We start from the raw sequence: 12,801 nt of genomic DNA on the forward strand, positions 1-12,801 counted from the left end.
ACTCGACAGGCGGAATCCCATGACCATTTCCCGCAGGTCCATCCTCAAGGGCACCTCGGCGGCCGGAGCCGCCCTGGTGGCCGCAGGCTCGACGGCGGCCGCGCAGCCCGCGGCCGCCCGGCCGGCCGACGACGCACCCGTCGGCCCCCTGCTGCTGACCACCCCGCACCGCGCCGGCACGGCCGGAGTGACCGGCCTGCACCTGCAGTTCGGCAGCGACGCCGGCACCGAGATGACCGTCTCCTGGCTCACCCCGCAGTCCGTCCGCCGTCCGCAGGTGCGGTACGGCACGACGGACGGCGGGCTCGGCCGGGTCGTCCAGGCCGAGACCCGCACCTACCGGGACGCGCTGGACAAGGTCGACGTGTACGTCCACCACGCCCGCCTCACCGGCCTGCGCCCCGGCACCGGCTACCTCTACAGCGCCGGCCACGACGGCGCCACCGCCGAGACCGGCACCTTCACCACCGCCCCGCGCGGCCGCAGTCCCTTCACCTTCACCAGCTTCGGCGACCAGGCCGCCCCCAACCTCCGGCGCCGGATCACCTTCCCCGACGGCATGCCCTCGCCGCTCGGCAAGTACCCGGTCTTCATGAGCAGCCAGGTCGGCACCTCGGCCTCCGCCGACATCGTCGCCGCCGTCGAACGCGTCGGACCGCTGTTCAACCTCGTCAACGGCGACCTCTGCTACTCCTCCTACGCCGGCCGTCACGGCCAGAGCCGCACCGCGACCTGGGCCGACTGGTTCATCAGCAACAGCCGCTCCACCCGGCTGCGCCCCTGGATGCCCTGCGTCGGCAACCACGAGAACGAGGGCGGCAACGGGCCGATCGGCGCGCTCGGTTACCAGGCGTACTTCTCCCTCCCGGACTCCTCGGCCTCCTCCGACGAGGAGACCGAGGGCATGTGGTACGCCTTCACCGTCGGCTCGGTGCGCTTCATCAGCCTCGCCAACGACGACGTGGCGATCCAGAACTCCGGCGACCTCTACCTCCGGGGCTACTCCGGCGGCGCCCAGCAGCGCTGGCTGGAACGCGAGTTGCGGGCCGCCCGGGGCAACCGGGGAATCGACTGGATCGTGGTGTGCATGCACCACCCGATGATCTCCAGCTCCCGGCACGGTGCCGGCAGCGACCTCGGCATCCGCGAGACCTGGGGCCCGCTGTTCGACGCCTACGGGGTCGACCTGGTGGTGTGCGGCCACGAGCACTACTACGAGCGCTCCCACCCCGTCCGCGGCACCCTGCCCAACGACACCCGCACCCCGGTGCCGACCGACACCCGCACCGACCTGATCGACACCGGGCGGGGAACCGTCCACATGATCATCGGGGCCGGAGGCAACGCCGCCACCACCCAGGACGACCTCTTCGATCAGCCCAAGGGCCGGGTGGTCACCGGGCTGGAGGCCCCCAAACCGGGAGCGCCGTACCGGGAGTCGATCTGGCTCACCGAGGACGCGCCGTGGGCCGCCGTCCAGGACCGCGAACACGCCCACGGCTTCGCGGCCTTCGAGGTCGACCCGGGCGACCGGCGCGGCGGCGTCACCACCATGAAGGTCACCTACTACACCTTCGACGGGCCGCACGGCGACCTCACCCCGGTGGACACCTTCACGCTGTACCGGCGCCGGACCGACGGGCGGGACGGGCGGAACGGCTGACCCCGGGCGGTGGTCGCGGCGCGGCCGGTCCGCGCCGCCGTGGGCGGTCGGCGGAGCCGCGGGCGGCCGTTCAGCGCCGGAAGACGCCGATCAGCACGTCCCACCAACTGCGCCGCTGCGCCGGGACGGTCGGAGTCACCGGCCCGGCCGGCCCGGCCGACCCGGCACCCGCCGACGCGGCCCCGATCCGGCCGGCTCGCTCGGTGTCCACCGCCCGCTCGGCCTCCGCCGCCGCCTGCGCCGCGACCGCCGCCGCCCGTTCCGCCTCCGCGACCGACACCGGGTCCGGCTCGATGTCACGCGGGGTGAACTCCACCGGCAGCGCCGTCAGGTGCCGGGAGATCCAGGCCGCACTCCAGGTCAACTCCTCCTCCGGCACCGCGAGTCGGACGTCCGGCAGCAGGGTGAGCAGGATGTCGATGCCGGCCTCGGCGACGTGCCGCCCGATGTCCTGGCCCGGGCACTCGTGCGGCCCCGCACCGAAGGACAGGTGCGAGCGGTTGCCGTACAGCGGGGCGGCCAGGTCGGGGCGGACCACCGGGTCGACGTTCCCCGCCGCGAGCCCGAGCAGCAGCAGGTCGCCGGCCCGGATCCGCTGTCCGCCCAGCTCGGTATCGGCCGTCGCCCAGCGGCCCGCCACCAGGGACATCGGCGGGGAGTCCCACAGCACCTGGTCCAGCGCCTCGCCCAGGGTCATCTGGCCGCCGGAGAGGTGGGCGCGGAAGCGCGGGTCGGTGAGCACCATCTTCAGCGAGTCGGCGATCAGGTTGACGGTGGTCTCGTTGGCGGCGAGCAGCACCACCCGCAGGTGCTCCATCACCTCGTCCTCGGTCAGCCCGGCCGGGTGCGCCAGCAGACGGCTGGTCAGGTCGTCGCCGGGGGCCTCCCGCTTGAGGGCGATGGTCCGGCGCAGGCCGGCCACCACGTACTCGTTGCTGGCGATGGCGGTCTCGGTGCCCTTCATCAAGTCCCGGGCCGCGTCGACCAGTCGCGGTCCGTACTCGTCGGGCATGCCGAGCAGCTTGGTCATCACCAGCATCGGCAGGCGCTCGGCGAACTGGGTGATCAGCTCGGCCCGGCCGGTCGGCCCGACCACCTGGACCAGGTCGGTGGTGAACCGCCGGACGTGCCGGCGGATGCCGCGCCGGTCGAAGCGGTTCAGGCCGTCCAGCACCGCGCCGCGCAGCCGGCGGTGCTCGTCGCCGTCCGCGAACACGCAGATCGGCTGCCAGGCGATCACCGGCAGCAGCGGGGAGTCCATCGGGAGCTCACCGGTGCGGAACGCCGTCCACAGGCGCGAGTCGCGGGAGAACAGCGAGGGGGTGCGCATCGCGGTGATGTTCGCGCCGTGGCCGAGGATCAGCCAGGCCCGGTGGTCGCCGTGCAGCAGCACCGGGGCGACCTCACCGTACTCGGCGCGCAGCTTCTCGTAGAGGCCCGCCGGGTCGGCCTCGGCCTCCGGCCCGTACAGGCGCCGCAGGCCGCCGGGGCCGATCGGCCCCGGCGCATCGGCGGCCACCGGCGCGTGGGCGGGGTCGAGAGCGGATCCGGGGTCCAGCGCGTGCGTGCGGTCGGACCGGCCGTCGGCGCGGCCGTGCGCCGGGCAGCCCGGCGGCGGGGCGGGGACGGCGTCGTCGGGGAACGGGGTGGTCACAGGGTCTCCGGTCACAGGGTTCGGGTCGGCGGAGCGGCCAGCTCGTACAGGTAGTGCATCAGCGTCATCAGGGTGTCCCGGCTGGACTCGCGGCTGCGCGCGTCACAGGTGACGATCGGCACCTCGGACGGCAGGTCGAGTGCGCCGCGCAGCTCGTCGAGCGGGACGCTCGGCGCCTCGGGGAAGCCGTTGACGGCCACCACGAAGGGCACACCGCGCTCCTCCAGCCGCCCGATCACCTCGAAGCTGACCTCCAGCCGGCGGGTGTCCACCAGCACCACCGCGCCCAGGGCGCCCTCGAACAGGCCGTTCCAGAGGAACCAGAACCGCTCCTGCCCGGGGGTGCCGAAGACGTACAGCACGAGCCGGTCGCTGATGCTGATCCGGCCGAAGTCCATGGCCACGGTGGTGGAGGTCTTCTGCTCGACCCCGGTCGGGTCGTCCACGCCGACCCCGGCCTGGGTCATGGTCTCCTCGGTGGTCAGCGGGCGGATCTCGCTGACCGAGCCGACCAGCGTCGTCTTGCCGACGCCGAAGCCGCCCACGATCACCACCTTGACCGCCGTGGTGACGGTGTCCGGCAGCAGGTCCGCGCCGGTCGGCCCGGCCATCGTGTCAGAGCCGCTGAAGTCCATGGATCACCGCCTCCAACAGGGCCCGGTCGGGAAGTTCCGCCGCCGGGACGGCGGCGCGGGCCTCGATCAGTTCGTCGTCGAGCAGGTCCGCCAGCAGGACGGTGACCACGCTCGTGGGCAGCTCCAGGTAGGCGGAGACCTCCGCCACCGAGAGCGGGGAGCGGCACAGTCTCAGGATGGCCGCGTGCTCGGGCTGCAGGGCGGGGGTCGGCTCCGCACGGGAGACGATCAGGGTGACCAGGTCGAAGACGCCCGGCCCGGAGGGACCGCTGCGGCCTCGGGTGATCACGTAGAGGCGGTCGGGCTCGGGGCCGTCCCAGCCGCCCTGGTCTGCCGTCATGCAAGCGCCTCACTGTGCTCGTTCATGTACCCGCCCCGCCGCTGCGCCGGGCCGGGGGCCGGTTCACGCGACCGCCTCGGGGTTGCGCGGAGGCGTCGACAGGTGTTCGCCGATCCGGGCCACCAGGTCGCGCATCTGATGGCTCACCAGCCCGGCGTCCACGCCCTCGTCGGCGAGCACCGCGAGGTAGGCGCGGTCGCCGGCCGCCATCAGGTAGAAGTAGCCGCCGTCCACCTCGATCACGACCAGCCGCATCGAGCCGTCGCCGTGCGGGAACTCGTGGCCGATCGCGCCGGCCAGGCTCTGCAGCCCCGCGCAGGCGGCGGCGAGGCGGTCGGCGGTGTCCGGGTCGGTGCCGTACTGGGCGATCCGCAGGCCGTCGCCGGACAGCACGATGACGTGGCGCACGTACGGGACGCTGTGTGCGAGGTCGTTGAGGATCCAGTCCATGTTGCTGCGGTGCGGAATCACTGCTCGCCTTTCCCTGCCGTCTCTTCACTGGTGTGTCCGGGGCTCGGGTGCCCGGGCCGCTCGGGCCGCCCGGGCGCGTCGGTCCGGCCGGTCCGGCCGGTCTGGCCGGTCTGGCGGGGCACACCGGACTGCCCGGCCTCCCCGGCCCGCTCGGTCGGATCGGCCGAACCGACGGACGGTCCGGGCGCGGTGCCCTTGATGCCGTCCATGAACGCCTCCAGCCACAGGCCCGGCTGCTTCGGCTCCTGGGCGGGGCGGGGAGCCTGCGCCGCCGGTCCGGCCGTCGGACCGGCCACCGGCCCCGCCGTCGGGCCGGCGGGCTGCGGGCCGGCGGGCGCGGAACGCGCGGTGCGCGAGGGCGCCGCGTAGGTCCGGGTCAGCGAGGGGCGGCGCCGGCGCTGCGGCAGCCCGTTGGCCGTCCGCTCGGTCACGATCACCTCGTCGTCCCCGGTCGCCGCCGAACCGGACGAACCGGATGGCGACCCCCACGGATTGGTCGAGCCGTAGGACGGTCCGACGCCGGCCGAGGTGGCCCGGCCACCCCAGGGCCGGGTCGGGGCCGCGTGCCGGGGCGGGTTCGCCGGGAGCGGGCGCGGGCCGGAGAAGGCGCCGATGCCGTGCGCCCGCCCGGTCGGGGGAGCGGTGGTCAGCAGTTCCTGCGGCACGACCAGCACCGCGCGCACCCCGCCGTACGCGGAGCGGCGCAGCGACACCTGGAAGCCGTACGCCTGGCAGAGCCGGCCGACGATGGCGAAGCCCAGCCGGGGGGACTCGGTGAGGTCGTCGAAGTCCTTGGAGACCATGGCCTCGCGCATCGCGAGCTCGGCGCGGGCCCGGGCCTCGTCGGTGAGGCCGAGGCCGCCGTCCTCGATCTCGATCGCCATCCCGCTCTGCACCTCGGAGGCGCTCAGGTGCACGTGGGTGTGCGGCGGGGAGTACCGGGTCGCGTTGTCGAGCAGTTCGGAGACGGCGTGGATCAGCGGTTCGACGGCCGGGCCGGTGACCGCGATCTGGGCCACCGGGTGGAGGTCCACCCGCTGGTACTCCAGGATCCGGGACATGCCGCCGCGCAGCACGCTGTAGAGGGCGATCGGCCGGGTCCACTGGCGGCCGGGGCGGGCGCCGGACAGTACGGCGATGCTGTCGGCCAGGCGGCCGGTCAGCGCGTTGCCGTGGTCCAGGCGCAGCAGGTCGTCGAAGACCGCCGGGTCGTTGCCGTGCCGGTCCTCCATCTCCCGCAGGTCCTTGGCCTGCCGGTGGATGATCGCCTGGACCCGGCGGGCGATGTTGACGAAGGCGCGCTCGGCGGAGTCGCGCCGGCTGACCTCGTCGTCGACGGCGACGGCGATGCCGTGCGCCACGGACACCAGGGTCTTGCGGAACCGCGGCGAGACGGGCACGAGGTCCTGCTCGATCGGGTTCAGCAGGATGTCCATCGAGTACCCGTACCGGGCCCCGGCGACCACCCGGCGCAGCTCGACCTCGGCCAGCCGGGCCAGTTCGTCCTCCTGCCCGGCCAGTCGGCGCTGCAGGTCCTCGGCCTGCCGGGTGCTGCGGTCGCGCAGCTCGGCCAACGCCCGCCCTCGGCGGGCCGATTCGGCGGCCACCACGGCCACCAGCACGGTGGCCGTCGCCCCGCACCACAGCACCCCGGCCCGGGCCCCGGCGGTCACCACCACCTCGGCGACCGCCGTGGCCGCCACCATCACGGCCGTCGGCAGCAACCAGCCGAGCAGGGGCGCGGGGCGCCGTCTGGCGGGTGACGATCCAGCTCGAAGCATTCAGCATCCTCAAACGATCGGAACAGTACGGGGACGGACGGCGCTCGGCTCCGGAGGCGTGGGGCTGCAGCATAGCCAAGTTCAGGACAATCCTGACCGAAGCTCAAAAATACTGTCCCTCAACCGACTTGTGGCAACGTGCCGCACATGCTCGACATCTCGCACACCAGTCGCACTCCCGGCGGATCGCCGCCCCGCACCAGGCTTCTCGCCCCGTGGCTCCCGCACCGCCAACCCGCCCCGGATTCGCCCATGTGAAGGGTTTCCGGCCCAAGTCCCCCCGCGGCGAGCCGATTTCGTGCTAAGAGCGGAATTCCCGTCAACACGCGCAGCCGTGATCACCCGCTCGGGTGGCCTCAGGCGGGCAGCCCCGGCGCGCCCTCGAAGCGAGGATTCGTCCGCGTCCCGACCGGCGCGCCTCCTAGGGTCGTCGCATGACCGATCGCGGCAGCCGCATCACCTCCCCGCTGGGCCGGACCGTGCGCCACCTCATGGGCGACGAGGTCTGGACGAGCCTGCTGGACGGCGCCTTCGAGCGCCGACATCCGATCGGGTCGACCCTGCTGCGGCAGGGGGAGGAGGGCACGCACGTGCTCGCCCTGCTGGCCGGGGTGGCCAAGGTGAGCCGGCGGGAACGCAACGGGGACGTCCGGCTGCTGGCCTTCCGGGGCCCCGGCGAACTTCTCGGCGAGGTGGCCGTCCTCGACGACGGAGTCCGCTCCGCGAGCGTCCACGCGATCTCGGACTGCACGGTCGCGCTCCTGCCCAAGGCCGGGTTCCTGCGCTTCGTCACCGAGCGGGACCTGTTCCCCGTGATGGTGCGTTACGCCATGGGCCGGCTGCGGGAGTCGGACCTGGCGCGGGCCGGCGGGGACGTCGGGGCGCGGCTGGCGGCCGCGCTGGTCACGCTCGCCGACGTCTCCGCCGGGAGGGCGGCCGAGGGCCGGACCGAACTCGCCCTGACCCGCGACGAACTGGCCCAGCACCTCGGCGTGTCCAGGAACACCGTCACGGCGGCGCTCGCGGGCCTGCGGGCCCATCGGGTGGAGGCGGGACGGAAGGCGATCGTCCTCGGCGACCTCCCCGCACTCCGGCGGGCGGCCGGGACGCTCCACGACTGACGCACCCTCGGGGTGTGACCTCCGTCACCGGAGTTCCGCACCGAGTGAGCAGACCGGGCGCCGCCGTCTCGCGAAGCTTGGTGGCGCAAGGTCAGTACCGGAACGACGAGGAGCAAGAGATGACGGAGTTCGACCAGCCGCTGCCCCGGGCCAGTGCCCTGCCCTACAGCCGCAGCCGGCACCTCCCGCCCTACCGGGGGATCGTCGCCGTGGACGCCAAGGACTTCACCGGCTACCCGGCGATCGAGCACGGCGTGATCAGCGAAGCCGTCCCGCAACTGCTGCGGCGGTCCTTCGAACGCGCGGAGCTGGCCGAGGTCTGGAAGCACCAGAGGTTCCCGAACTCGACGGGCGACGGCTACGTCTTCGGCTTCGACCCGGCGTGGATGCCCTTCCTGATCCACCCCTGGCTGAACACCCTGCAGGAGGTGCTCACCGAGTTCAACGTGCACGCGGCCGGGACGGTCCGCATCCGGCTGCGGGTCAGCCTCAACATCGGTCCGCTCCCCGACGCGGGCGGCGAGTTCGACGGCAACGGCACCGCGCGCAACGACACCCACCGGCTGCTCGACTCCCGTCCGGTCAAGGCCATGCTGGCCGCGTCCAACGAGAGCGTCACCCAGGTCGCCGCGATCCTCTCCGACCGCTGCTACCAGGACGCGGTGGCCGGCGGATTCACCGGACGCCACCCCGACCACTTCATCGAGGTCCCCGCCACGGTCGAGGGCAAGCGCTTCGACCAGCGGGCGTGGCTGTACGTGCCCGCGCCGTCCGGCAACCTCTACGACCGCCGGATCCTCGGCGACGTGGTGGTCGAGGAGCAGGAGGCGCGGAACGGACGGCCGGCGGCCGCCGAGCCCGCGCCGGGCCGTCGTGCGCCGAGGACGGTGCTGAAGCAGCGGGCCGACGGCGGCAACGTCAACAGCGGCACGGTCCACGGCGGACAGAGCGTCACCACCGTGCGCGGCGACTACGCGGGACGGGACGTCGTGCGCGGGGACTCCCTCGGCGGCTTCGGCGGCGACTACGTGGCGGGCCGCAAGGGGGACACCGTGCACGGCGACAAGAACGAGCACCGCCGGTGAGCGTCCACGGGCGCCCGGCCATCGCCGGGCCGGCCGGCGCACCGGACGACCCCGACCCCGACTCCGTCTCGGCCACCGCCCCCGACGCGGACCCCGACGTCGATCCCGACCTGGACCCCGACTTCGACCCCGACTTCGACGGCCTCGACCGCGAGTTCGCGGACCGGCTCGGCCCCTGGGGAACCCGGCCCTACGTCATCTACGCGCCGAACGGCAACATCAACACCGGCTCCGTACACGGGGACCAGCACGTCGAGAACGGCGCCGGCGGGCCCGCTCCGGGCGGCGGCCCGCAGACGGAGGCGCACGACGGTCCCGTCTCCGAGCCGGAGATCCGGGCCGCCCGCACCGGGTTCGCGCCGCCCGACTGCTACCCCGAGGCGCTGGCGGCGCTCGGCACCCGCCTGCTCTTCCTCGCCGGAGAGCCCGGCACCGGTCGCCGCACCACGGCCCTCAACCTGCTGGTCGAGTGCGGCGGGAACAGCACGGGCCTGCGCGCGCTCGACAGCGACGAGGACCTGTCCTCCTGGCAGCCCACCCATCGCGAGGCGCGCGGCTACCTGGTGCACGGCCTGTCGCCGACGGTCCGGCTCGGTCCGGCGGCGATCGCCAAGCTCCGCCGCCGGCTGGACGACGCCGAGGCCTGCATGGTGGTCCTGCTGCCGAACGACGTCGGCCTGCTCCGCGGCCTCGCGCGCGAGTCGGACATCAGTCCGGTGTCCTACCGGCCCCCGTCGCCGCGCGCGGTCTTCGACGCACGTCTTGAGGCCGCCGTGCCCGACGAGCGGCGGCGCCGGGCACTGGTCGACCGGCTGGGGCAGGAGCTGGACGAGCTGCTGGCACCCGAGCTGGTACCGGCGCAAGTCGCCGAACTCGTCGACACGGTGAGCCGGTCCGGCGACGACGGCCCCGATCCGGCCGACCTCGGACAGCGGCTCAGCTTCCTCGCGGAGAAGGAGGTCCCCGACCTCCTGAGAGCGCTTCGCGAGGACCCGGACGCCCTGGCGTTCCTGCTGGTGACGAGCGTCCTCGAAGGACTCGACCACCGGCTCGTCCGGGACGAGACCGACCGGCTGCTCAAGCTGGCCGACGGTCGTCTTCACGCGGTGTCGCGGCCCGTGGACCAGGACGGTGATCGAGGCCGGGGCGCGCCGGGCGAGACCCCACGGCCGAACCCGGGATTCGTCTTCCGGCGGTCACTGGACGAACTGCTGGCGACCGTTCGGGCCGAGTACCTGCCCGGCGAGGTCCGGGAGGCCGACGGCTACAGCTACACGGTGGAGCCCGTTCGCTTCAAACGGCACCGGCAGGCGGAGACGGTGCTGCGGCACGTGTGGCGGCAGTACGGCGAGGTGTCCGGACTGCTGACCGAGTGGATGGACGCCGTCCCCGGCAACGAGCCCGAACTGGCCGGGCCCGTGGGCCGGGTGATGGGCCTGGCCGCCGGCTGGAGCGGTGGCCGGCGGGCGCTGCGGCACATCCACGAGCTGGCCCGGTCCGACCGCGCGCAGAGCCGCCGGACGGCCGCGTACGCGCTGGGCATCGCGGCGCGGGACGAGGTCCTCGCCGGAGAGGTGAAGTACCGGCTCAGGAGCTGGAGCGTGAGCGGCGGCTGGCGGCTGCGGTCGACCGTGGCCGATGCCTGCGGTACGGACTTCGGGGCGTCCCGACCGGCCCTCGCGCTCTCCCTGCTCCGGCGCTGCTACCGCGGGGCGGAGGGCGACGAGGGCGCGGTCGCCCGAGCCGTCGAGTGGGCCCTGATGAGCCTCTTCGCGGGCGGGAACCAGGAAGCCGTCTTCCGTCACCTGATGGAGTGGGCGGGCCGGCCGGGGCGTGACGGCGAGCTCGCGCTGAGCGTCTTCCCCTGGCTGCTGCCGGACCCGTCCTGGTTCCAGGAACAGCTGCTCACCGAGACCGAGTTCACCGATGCCGTCATCGCCTTCGTCCGCAGTGCGCTCAACGATGACGGCCTCTACGGCCGGACCAGCCTCGTGCTGCTCGACTGGTGTCACCGGGCCCTTCGGGACGAGACCTTGCGGGCCACCGTGGAGCGGCTGCTCACGATTCTCGCGCGGACGGTGCGGACGGGTGAGTTCCGGCTGTTCGTCGCGCTGGCCGGCCACGGTGCCGACCTCGTCGGGCACGACATCGCCGTCCGGGCCCTGGAGGCCTGGAAGCGCGGCGAGCCGCAGCCGTACGTCCCCGCCCACGCCTCTGGAGGACTGCTATGACCAGCGTGATCGACCGCCCCGTCTACACCCAGGCCACCCGCGCCCCCTGGCGGGAGATCCTGCGGCACCGCTGGTCCGGGCGGCGGGACCGGGCCCTGGTCGTCCGGGACCGGGCCGGGCTGCACCACCTGCTGGGGGAGCGCCGGCCGAGGCCGACCGAGCCGGGCCCGGGCACCGGGCCGGGAACGGAGGGCGGAGCGGCCGGGCGGCCGGGGCTGCGGGGGTTCGACCGGGCGTACCTGGTCGAACTGGACGAGCGGCCGGGCGTCCGGGCGGTCGGTCTCCCCACCCCGTACGGCATGGAATCGGTGGAGGTCCACGTCCTGTGGTGGGTCCAGGACGCCGCACAGGTCGTCCGGACCGGGACCAGCCGGGGCTGGCACCCGGTCCGCAAGGACCTCGAAGGCCGACTGCGCCGGCTCGACGACCAGTTCGCCGCCGCGCAGACCAGGCTGGGGCCCGCCGAACTGGTGCAGTACCTGTCCGTCCCGTACGTCCTGCCGCACGTCGGCCTCGCCTATCGCGTCACGGACGTGTTCACCCGCGAGCACGGCAACGAGCTGAGGCTCGGGGAGCCCGGGACGATGGACGTCCCCTTCGACTGGATGGCCAAGAGCCAGGAGGAGTACGCGTTCTGCCGGCGGGCCGTCCAGGAGGGGCCGGTCTTCCTCGCGGGGCTGTGGCTGGCCAGAAGGCCCGACGAGGTGCGCGAGGTCCTGGACTGGGCCGTCAACCACGCCGACCTGCTCCGGGGCGAGACCACCTGGCAGGACCAGCTGGCGGGCATGCTGGGCACGTTGACGGCCCAGGAGCGGGAGGAGCTGTCCAGGATGCTGCGCGACCGCCTGCAGGCCCTCGGACGGAAGGTCCCCGGACCGGCCCCGACCCCGGCCCCGGCCGCTGCCCCGTCCCCGCAGGGCGGTGGGCCCGGGCCGGAGTTCGTCAAGATCCGTTCCCAGGTCAACGGCTGGTCCGGCGGCGTACCCAACGGCGGCGTACCCAACGGCGGCGTACCCAACGGCGGCGTACCCAACGGCGGCGTGCCGAACGGCGGCGTGCCGAACGGCAGGTCGAACGGGGTGCCGCGGTGATCCGGGCGGGCGTGCACCGCGAGCGGGCCCGGCGCCGTCGGGCGGCCGCCGCGCCGACGGCGCTGTCCAGTCCGTCCGCGGTGTCGGCGATGGAACGCCTGATGGCGGCCAACAGCGCGGAACTCGTCCGGGCCGACACCAAGGCCGCCGTGTTCCTGGCGTTCACCGGGGCGGTGCTCGCCGCCTTCGTCCCGTCGGACGGGGGCGGCGGCGATCCGGTCGGCCGGCTCCTGCGCTGGAGCGCGGTGGCCGGCGCGCTGCTGGCCGTCGCCTGCTTCGCCGCCGCGCTCGTGCCGCGCCGCCGCAAGGGGCGGCGGGGCGGCACGGCGGGCCCGGGGTACTTCGAACACGTCGCCCGGGGCGCCGGCCCCGACCGCCTGCGGAGGGCCTTCGAGCGGGCCGGGCGGGATCCGGCCGGGCCGTTGCTCGCCGCGCTGGCCGGGACCAGCGCGATCATCCGGGTGAAGTACCGCTGGATCGAGGCCGGGACGGTCCTGCTCCTGCTGGCGCTTCCCCAGTTCGCGCTGACCCTGCGACCGCTGTGAGGTGACGGGCCCGGAACCGCTCACCGCTGACCGCTCACCGCTGGCCGCTCGCTCACCGCCCGGCGGCGGTGGCGGCGTCGGTGACGGGGGCCGACGGGGCGGTGGCGGGGCCCCGCGAGGGCGATTGTCGGTGCGGGGGCATAGCTTCGGTCACGTCGGCGGGCCGGAGCAGCCCCCGCGAAAA

11 protein-coding genes are annotated in these 12,801 nt (G+C 74.1%); 6 read left to right on the forward strand and 5 right to left on the reverse strand.

Annotated features, from left to right (window positions below; translation table 11 throughout):
* Positions 1-19 precede the first annotated feature (19 nt).
* Positions 20-1,663, forward strand: a complete 1,644-nt coding sequence (locus AB0Q99_RS22080) for a metallophosphoesterase family protein (RefSeq protein ID WP_363574300.1) — start codon at positions 20-22, stop codon at positions 1,661-1,663.
* A 70-nt stretch (positions 1,664-1,733) separates the two neighbouring features.
* On the opposite strand, the gene AB0Q99_RS22085 is transcribed toward AB0Q99_RS22080, so the two are convergent.
* The 5 genes from AB0Q99_RS22085 to AB0Q99_RS22105 all read right to left on the reverse strand — a co-directional run bounded on the left by AB0Q99_RS22085 (position 1,734) and on the right by AB0Q99_RS22105 (position 6,544).
* Positions 1,734-3,182, reverse strand: a complete 1,449-nt coding sequence (locus AB0Q99_RS22085) for a cytochrome P450 (protein WP_363574460.1) — start codon at positions 3,180-3,182, stop codon at positions 1,734-1,736.
* Between the two features lie 146 nt (positions 3,183-3,328).
* Complete coding sequence (locus tag AB0Q99_RS22090) at positions 3,329-3,952, reverse strand: ATP/GTP-binding protein (RefSeq protein ID WP_363574302.1); 624 nt, start codon at positions 3,950-3,952, stop codon at positions 3,329-3,331.
* On the reverse strand, positions 3,933-4,292 hold the full coding sequence (locus tag AB0Q99_RS22095) for a DUF742 domain-containing protein (RefSeq protein ID WP_189925645.1): 360 nt from the start codon (positions 4,290-4,292) through the stop codon (positions 3,933-3,935). Before AB0Q99_RS22095 ends, AB0Q99_RS22090 begins: the two co-directional genes overlap by 20 nt.
* Before the next feature lie 63 nt (positions 4,293-4,355).
* Positions 4,356-4,742 carry a roadblock/LC7 domain-containing protein gene (locus tag AB0Q99_RS22100; protein WP_363574304.1) on the reverse strand — a complete coding sequence of 129 codons (387 nt, stop codon included), beginning with the start codon at positions 4,740-4,742 and terminating at the stop codon, positions 4,356-4,358.
* 17 nt (positions 4,743-4,759) lie between these two features.
* On the reverse strand, positions 4,760-6,544 hold the full coding sequence (locus tag AB0Q99_RS22105) for an ATP-binding protein (protein WP_363574306.1): 1,785 nt from the start codon (positions 6,542-6,544) through the stop codon (positions 4,760-4,762).
* Positions 6,545-6,978: 434 nt separating this feature from the next.
* Between AB0Q99_RS22105 and AB0Q99_RS22110 the strand changes: the two genes are divergently transcribed.
* The 5 genes from AB0Q99_RS22110 (at position 6,979) to AB0Q99_RS22130 (ending at position 12,617) form a co-directional block, all read left to right on the forward strand.
* On the forward strand, positions 6,979-7,665 hold the full coding sequence (locus AB0Q99_RS22110) for a Crp/Fnr family transcriptional regulator (RefSeq protein WP_363574308.1): 687 nt from the start codon (positions 6,979-6,981) through the stop codon (positions 7,663-7,665).
* A 119-nt stretch (positions 7,666-7,784) separates the two neighbouring features.
* Positions 7,785-8,750 (forward strand): hypothetical protein, encoded by a 966-nt coding sequence (locus tag AB0Q99_RS22115; RefSeq protein WP_363574310.1) that lies wholly within the window; start codon positions 7,785-7,787, stop codon positions 8,748-8,750.
* Positions 8,747-10,981, forward strand: coding sequence for a hypothetical protein (locus tag AB0Q99_RS22120; RefSeq protein ID WP_363574312.1), 2,235 nt, complete (start codon positions 8,747-8,749; stop codon positions 10,979-10,981). The genes AB0Q99_RS22115 and AB0Q99_RS22120 overlap by 4 nt, the downstream gene beginning before the upstream one ends.
* Positions 10,978-12,072, forward strand: a complete 1,095-nt coding sequence (locus tag AB0Q99_RS22125) for a hypothetical protein (RefSeq protein WP_363574314.1) — start codon at positions 10,978-10,980, stop codon at positions 12,070-12,072. The genes AB0Q99_RS22120 and AB0Q99_RS22125 overlap by 4 nt, the downstream gene beginning before the upstream one ends.
* Positions 12,069-12,617, forward strand: coding sequence for a Pycsar system effector family protein (locus tag AB0Q99_RS22130; RefSeq protein WP_363574316.1), 549 nt, complete (start codon positions 12,069-12,071; stop codon positions 12,615-12,617). Before AB0Q99_RS22125 ends, AB0Q99_RS22130 begins: the two co-directional genes overlap by 4 nt.
* Positions 12,618-12,801: the final 184 nt, after the last annotated feature.

It is taken from the genome of Kitasatospora sp. NPDC086791 (assembly GCF_040685975.1).
Taxonomy (GTDB): Bacteria; Actinomycetota; Actinomycetes; order Streptomycetales; family Streptomycetaceae; genus Kitasatospora.

Excerpts from the sequence above, each read along its gene's own strand:
- AB0Q99_RS22080 (WP_363574300.1), top strand. The coding sequence starts at position 20 with ATGACCATTTCCCGCAGGTCCATCCTCAAGGGCACCTCGGCGGCCGGA.
- AB0Q99_RS22090 (WP_363574302.1), bottom strand. The coding sequence starts at position 3,952 with ATGGACTTCAGCGGCTCTGACACGATGGCCGGGCCGACCGGCGCGGAC.
- AB0Q99_RS22095 (WP_189925645.1), bottom strand. The coding sequence starts at position 4,292 with ATGACGGCAGACCAGGGCGGCTGGGACGGCCCCGAGCCCGACCGCCTC.
- AB0Q99_RS22100 (WP_363574304.1), bottom strand. The coding sequence starts at position 4,742 with ATGGACTGGATCCTCAACGACCTCGCACACAGCGTCCCGTACGTGCGC.
- AB0Q99_RS22105 (WP_363574306.1), bottom strand. The coding sequence starts at position 6,544 with ATGCTTCGAGCTGGATCGTCACCCGCCAGACGGCGCCCCGCGCCCCTG.
- AB0Q99_RS22110 (WP_363574308.1), top strand. The coding sequence starts at position 6,979 with ATGACCGATCGCGGCAGCCGCATCACCTCCCCGCTGGGCCGGACCGTG.
- AB0Q99_RS22115 (WP_363574310.1), top strand. The coding sequence starts at position 7,785 with ATGACGGAGTTCGACCAGCCGCTGCCCCGGGCCAGTGCCCTGCCCTAC.
- AB0Q99_RS22125 (WP_363574314.1), top strand. The coding sequence starts at position 10,978 with ATGACCAGCGTGATCGACCGCCCCGTCTACACCCAGGCCACCCGCGCC.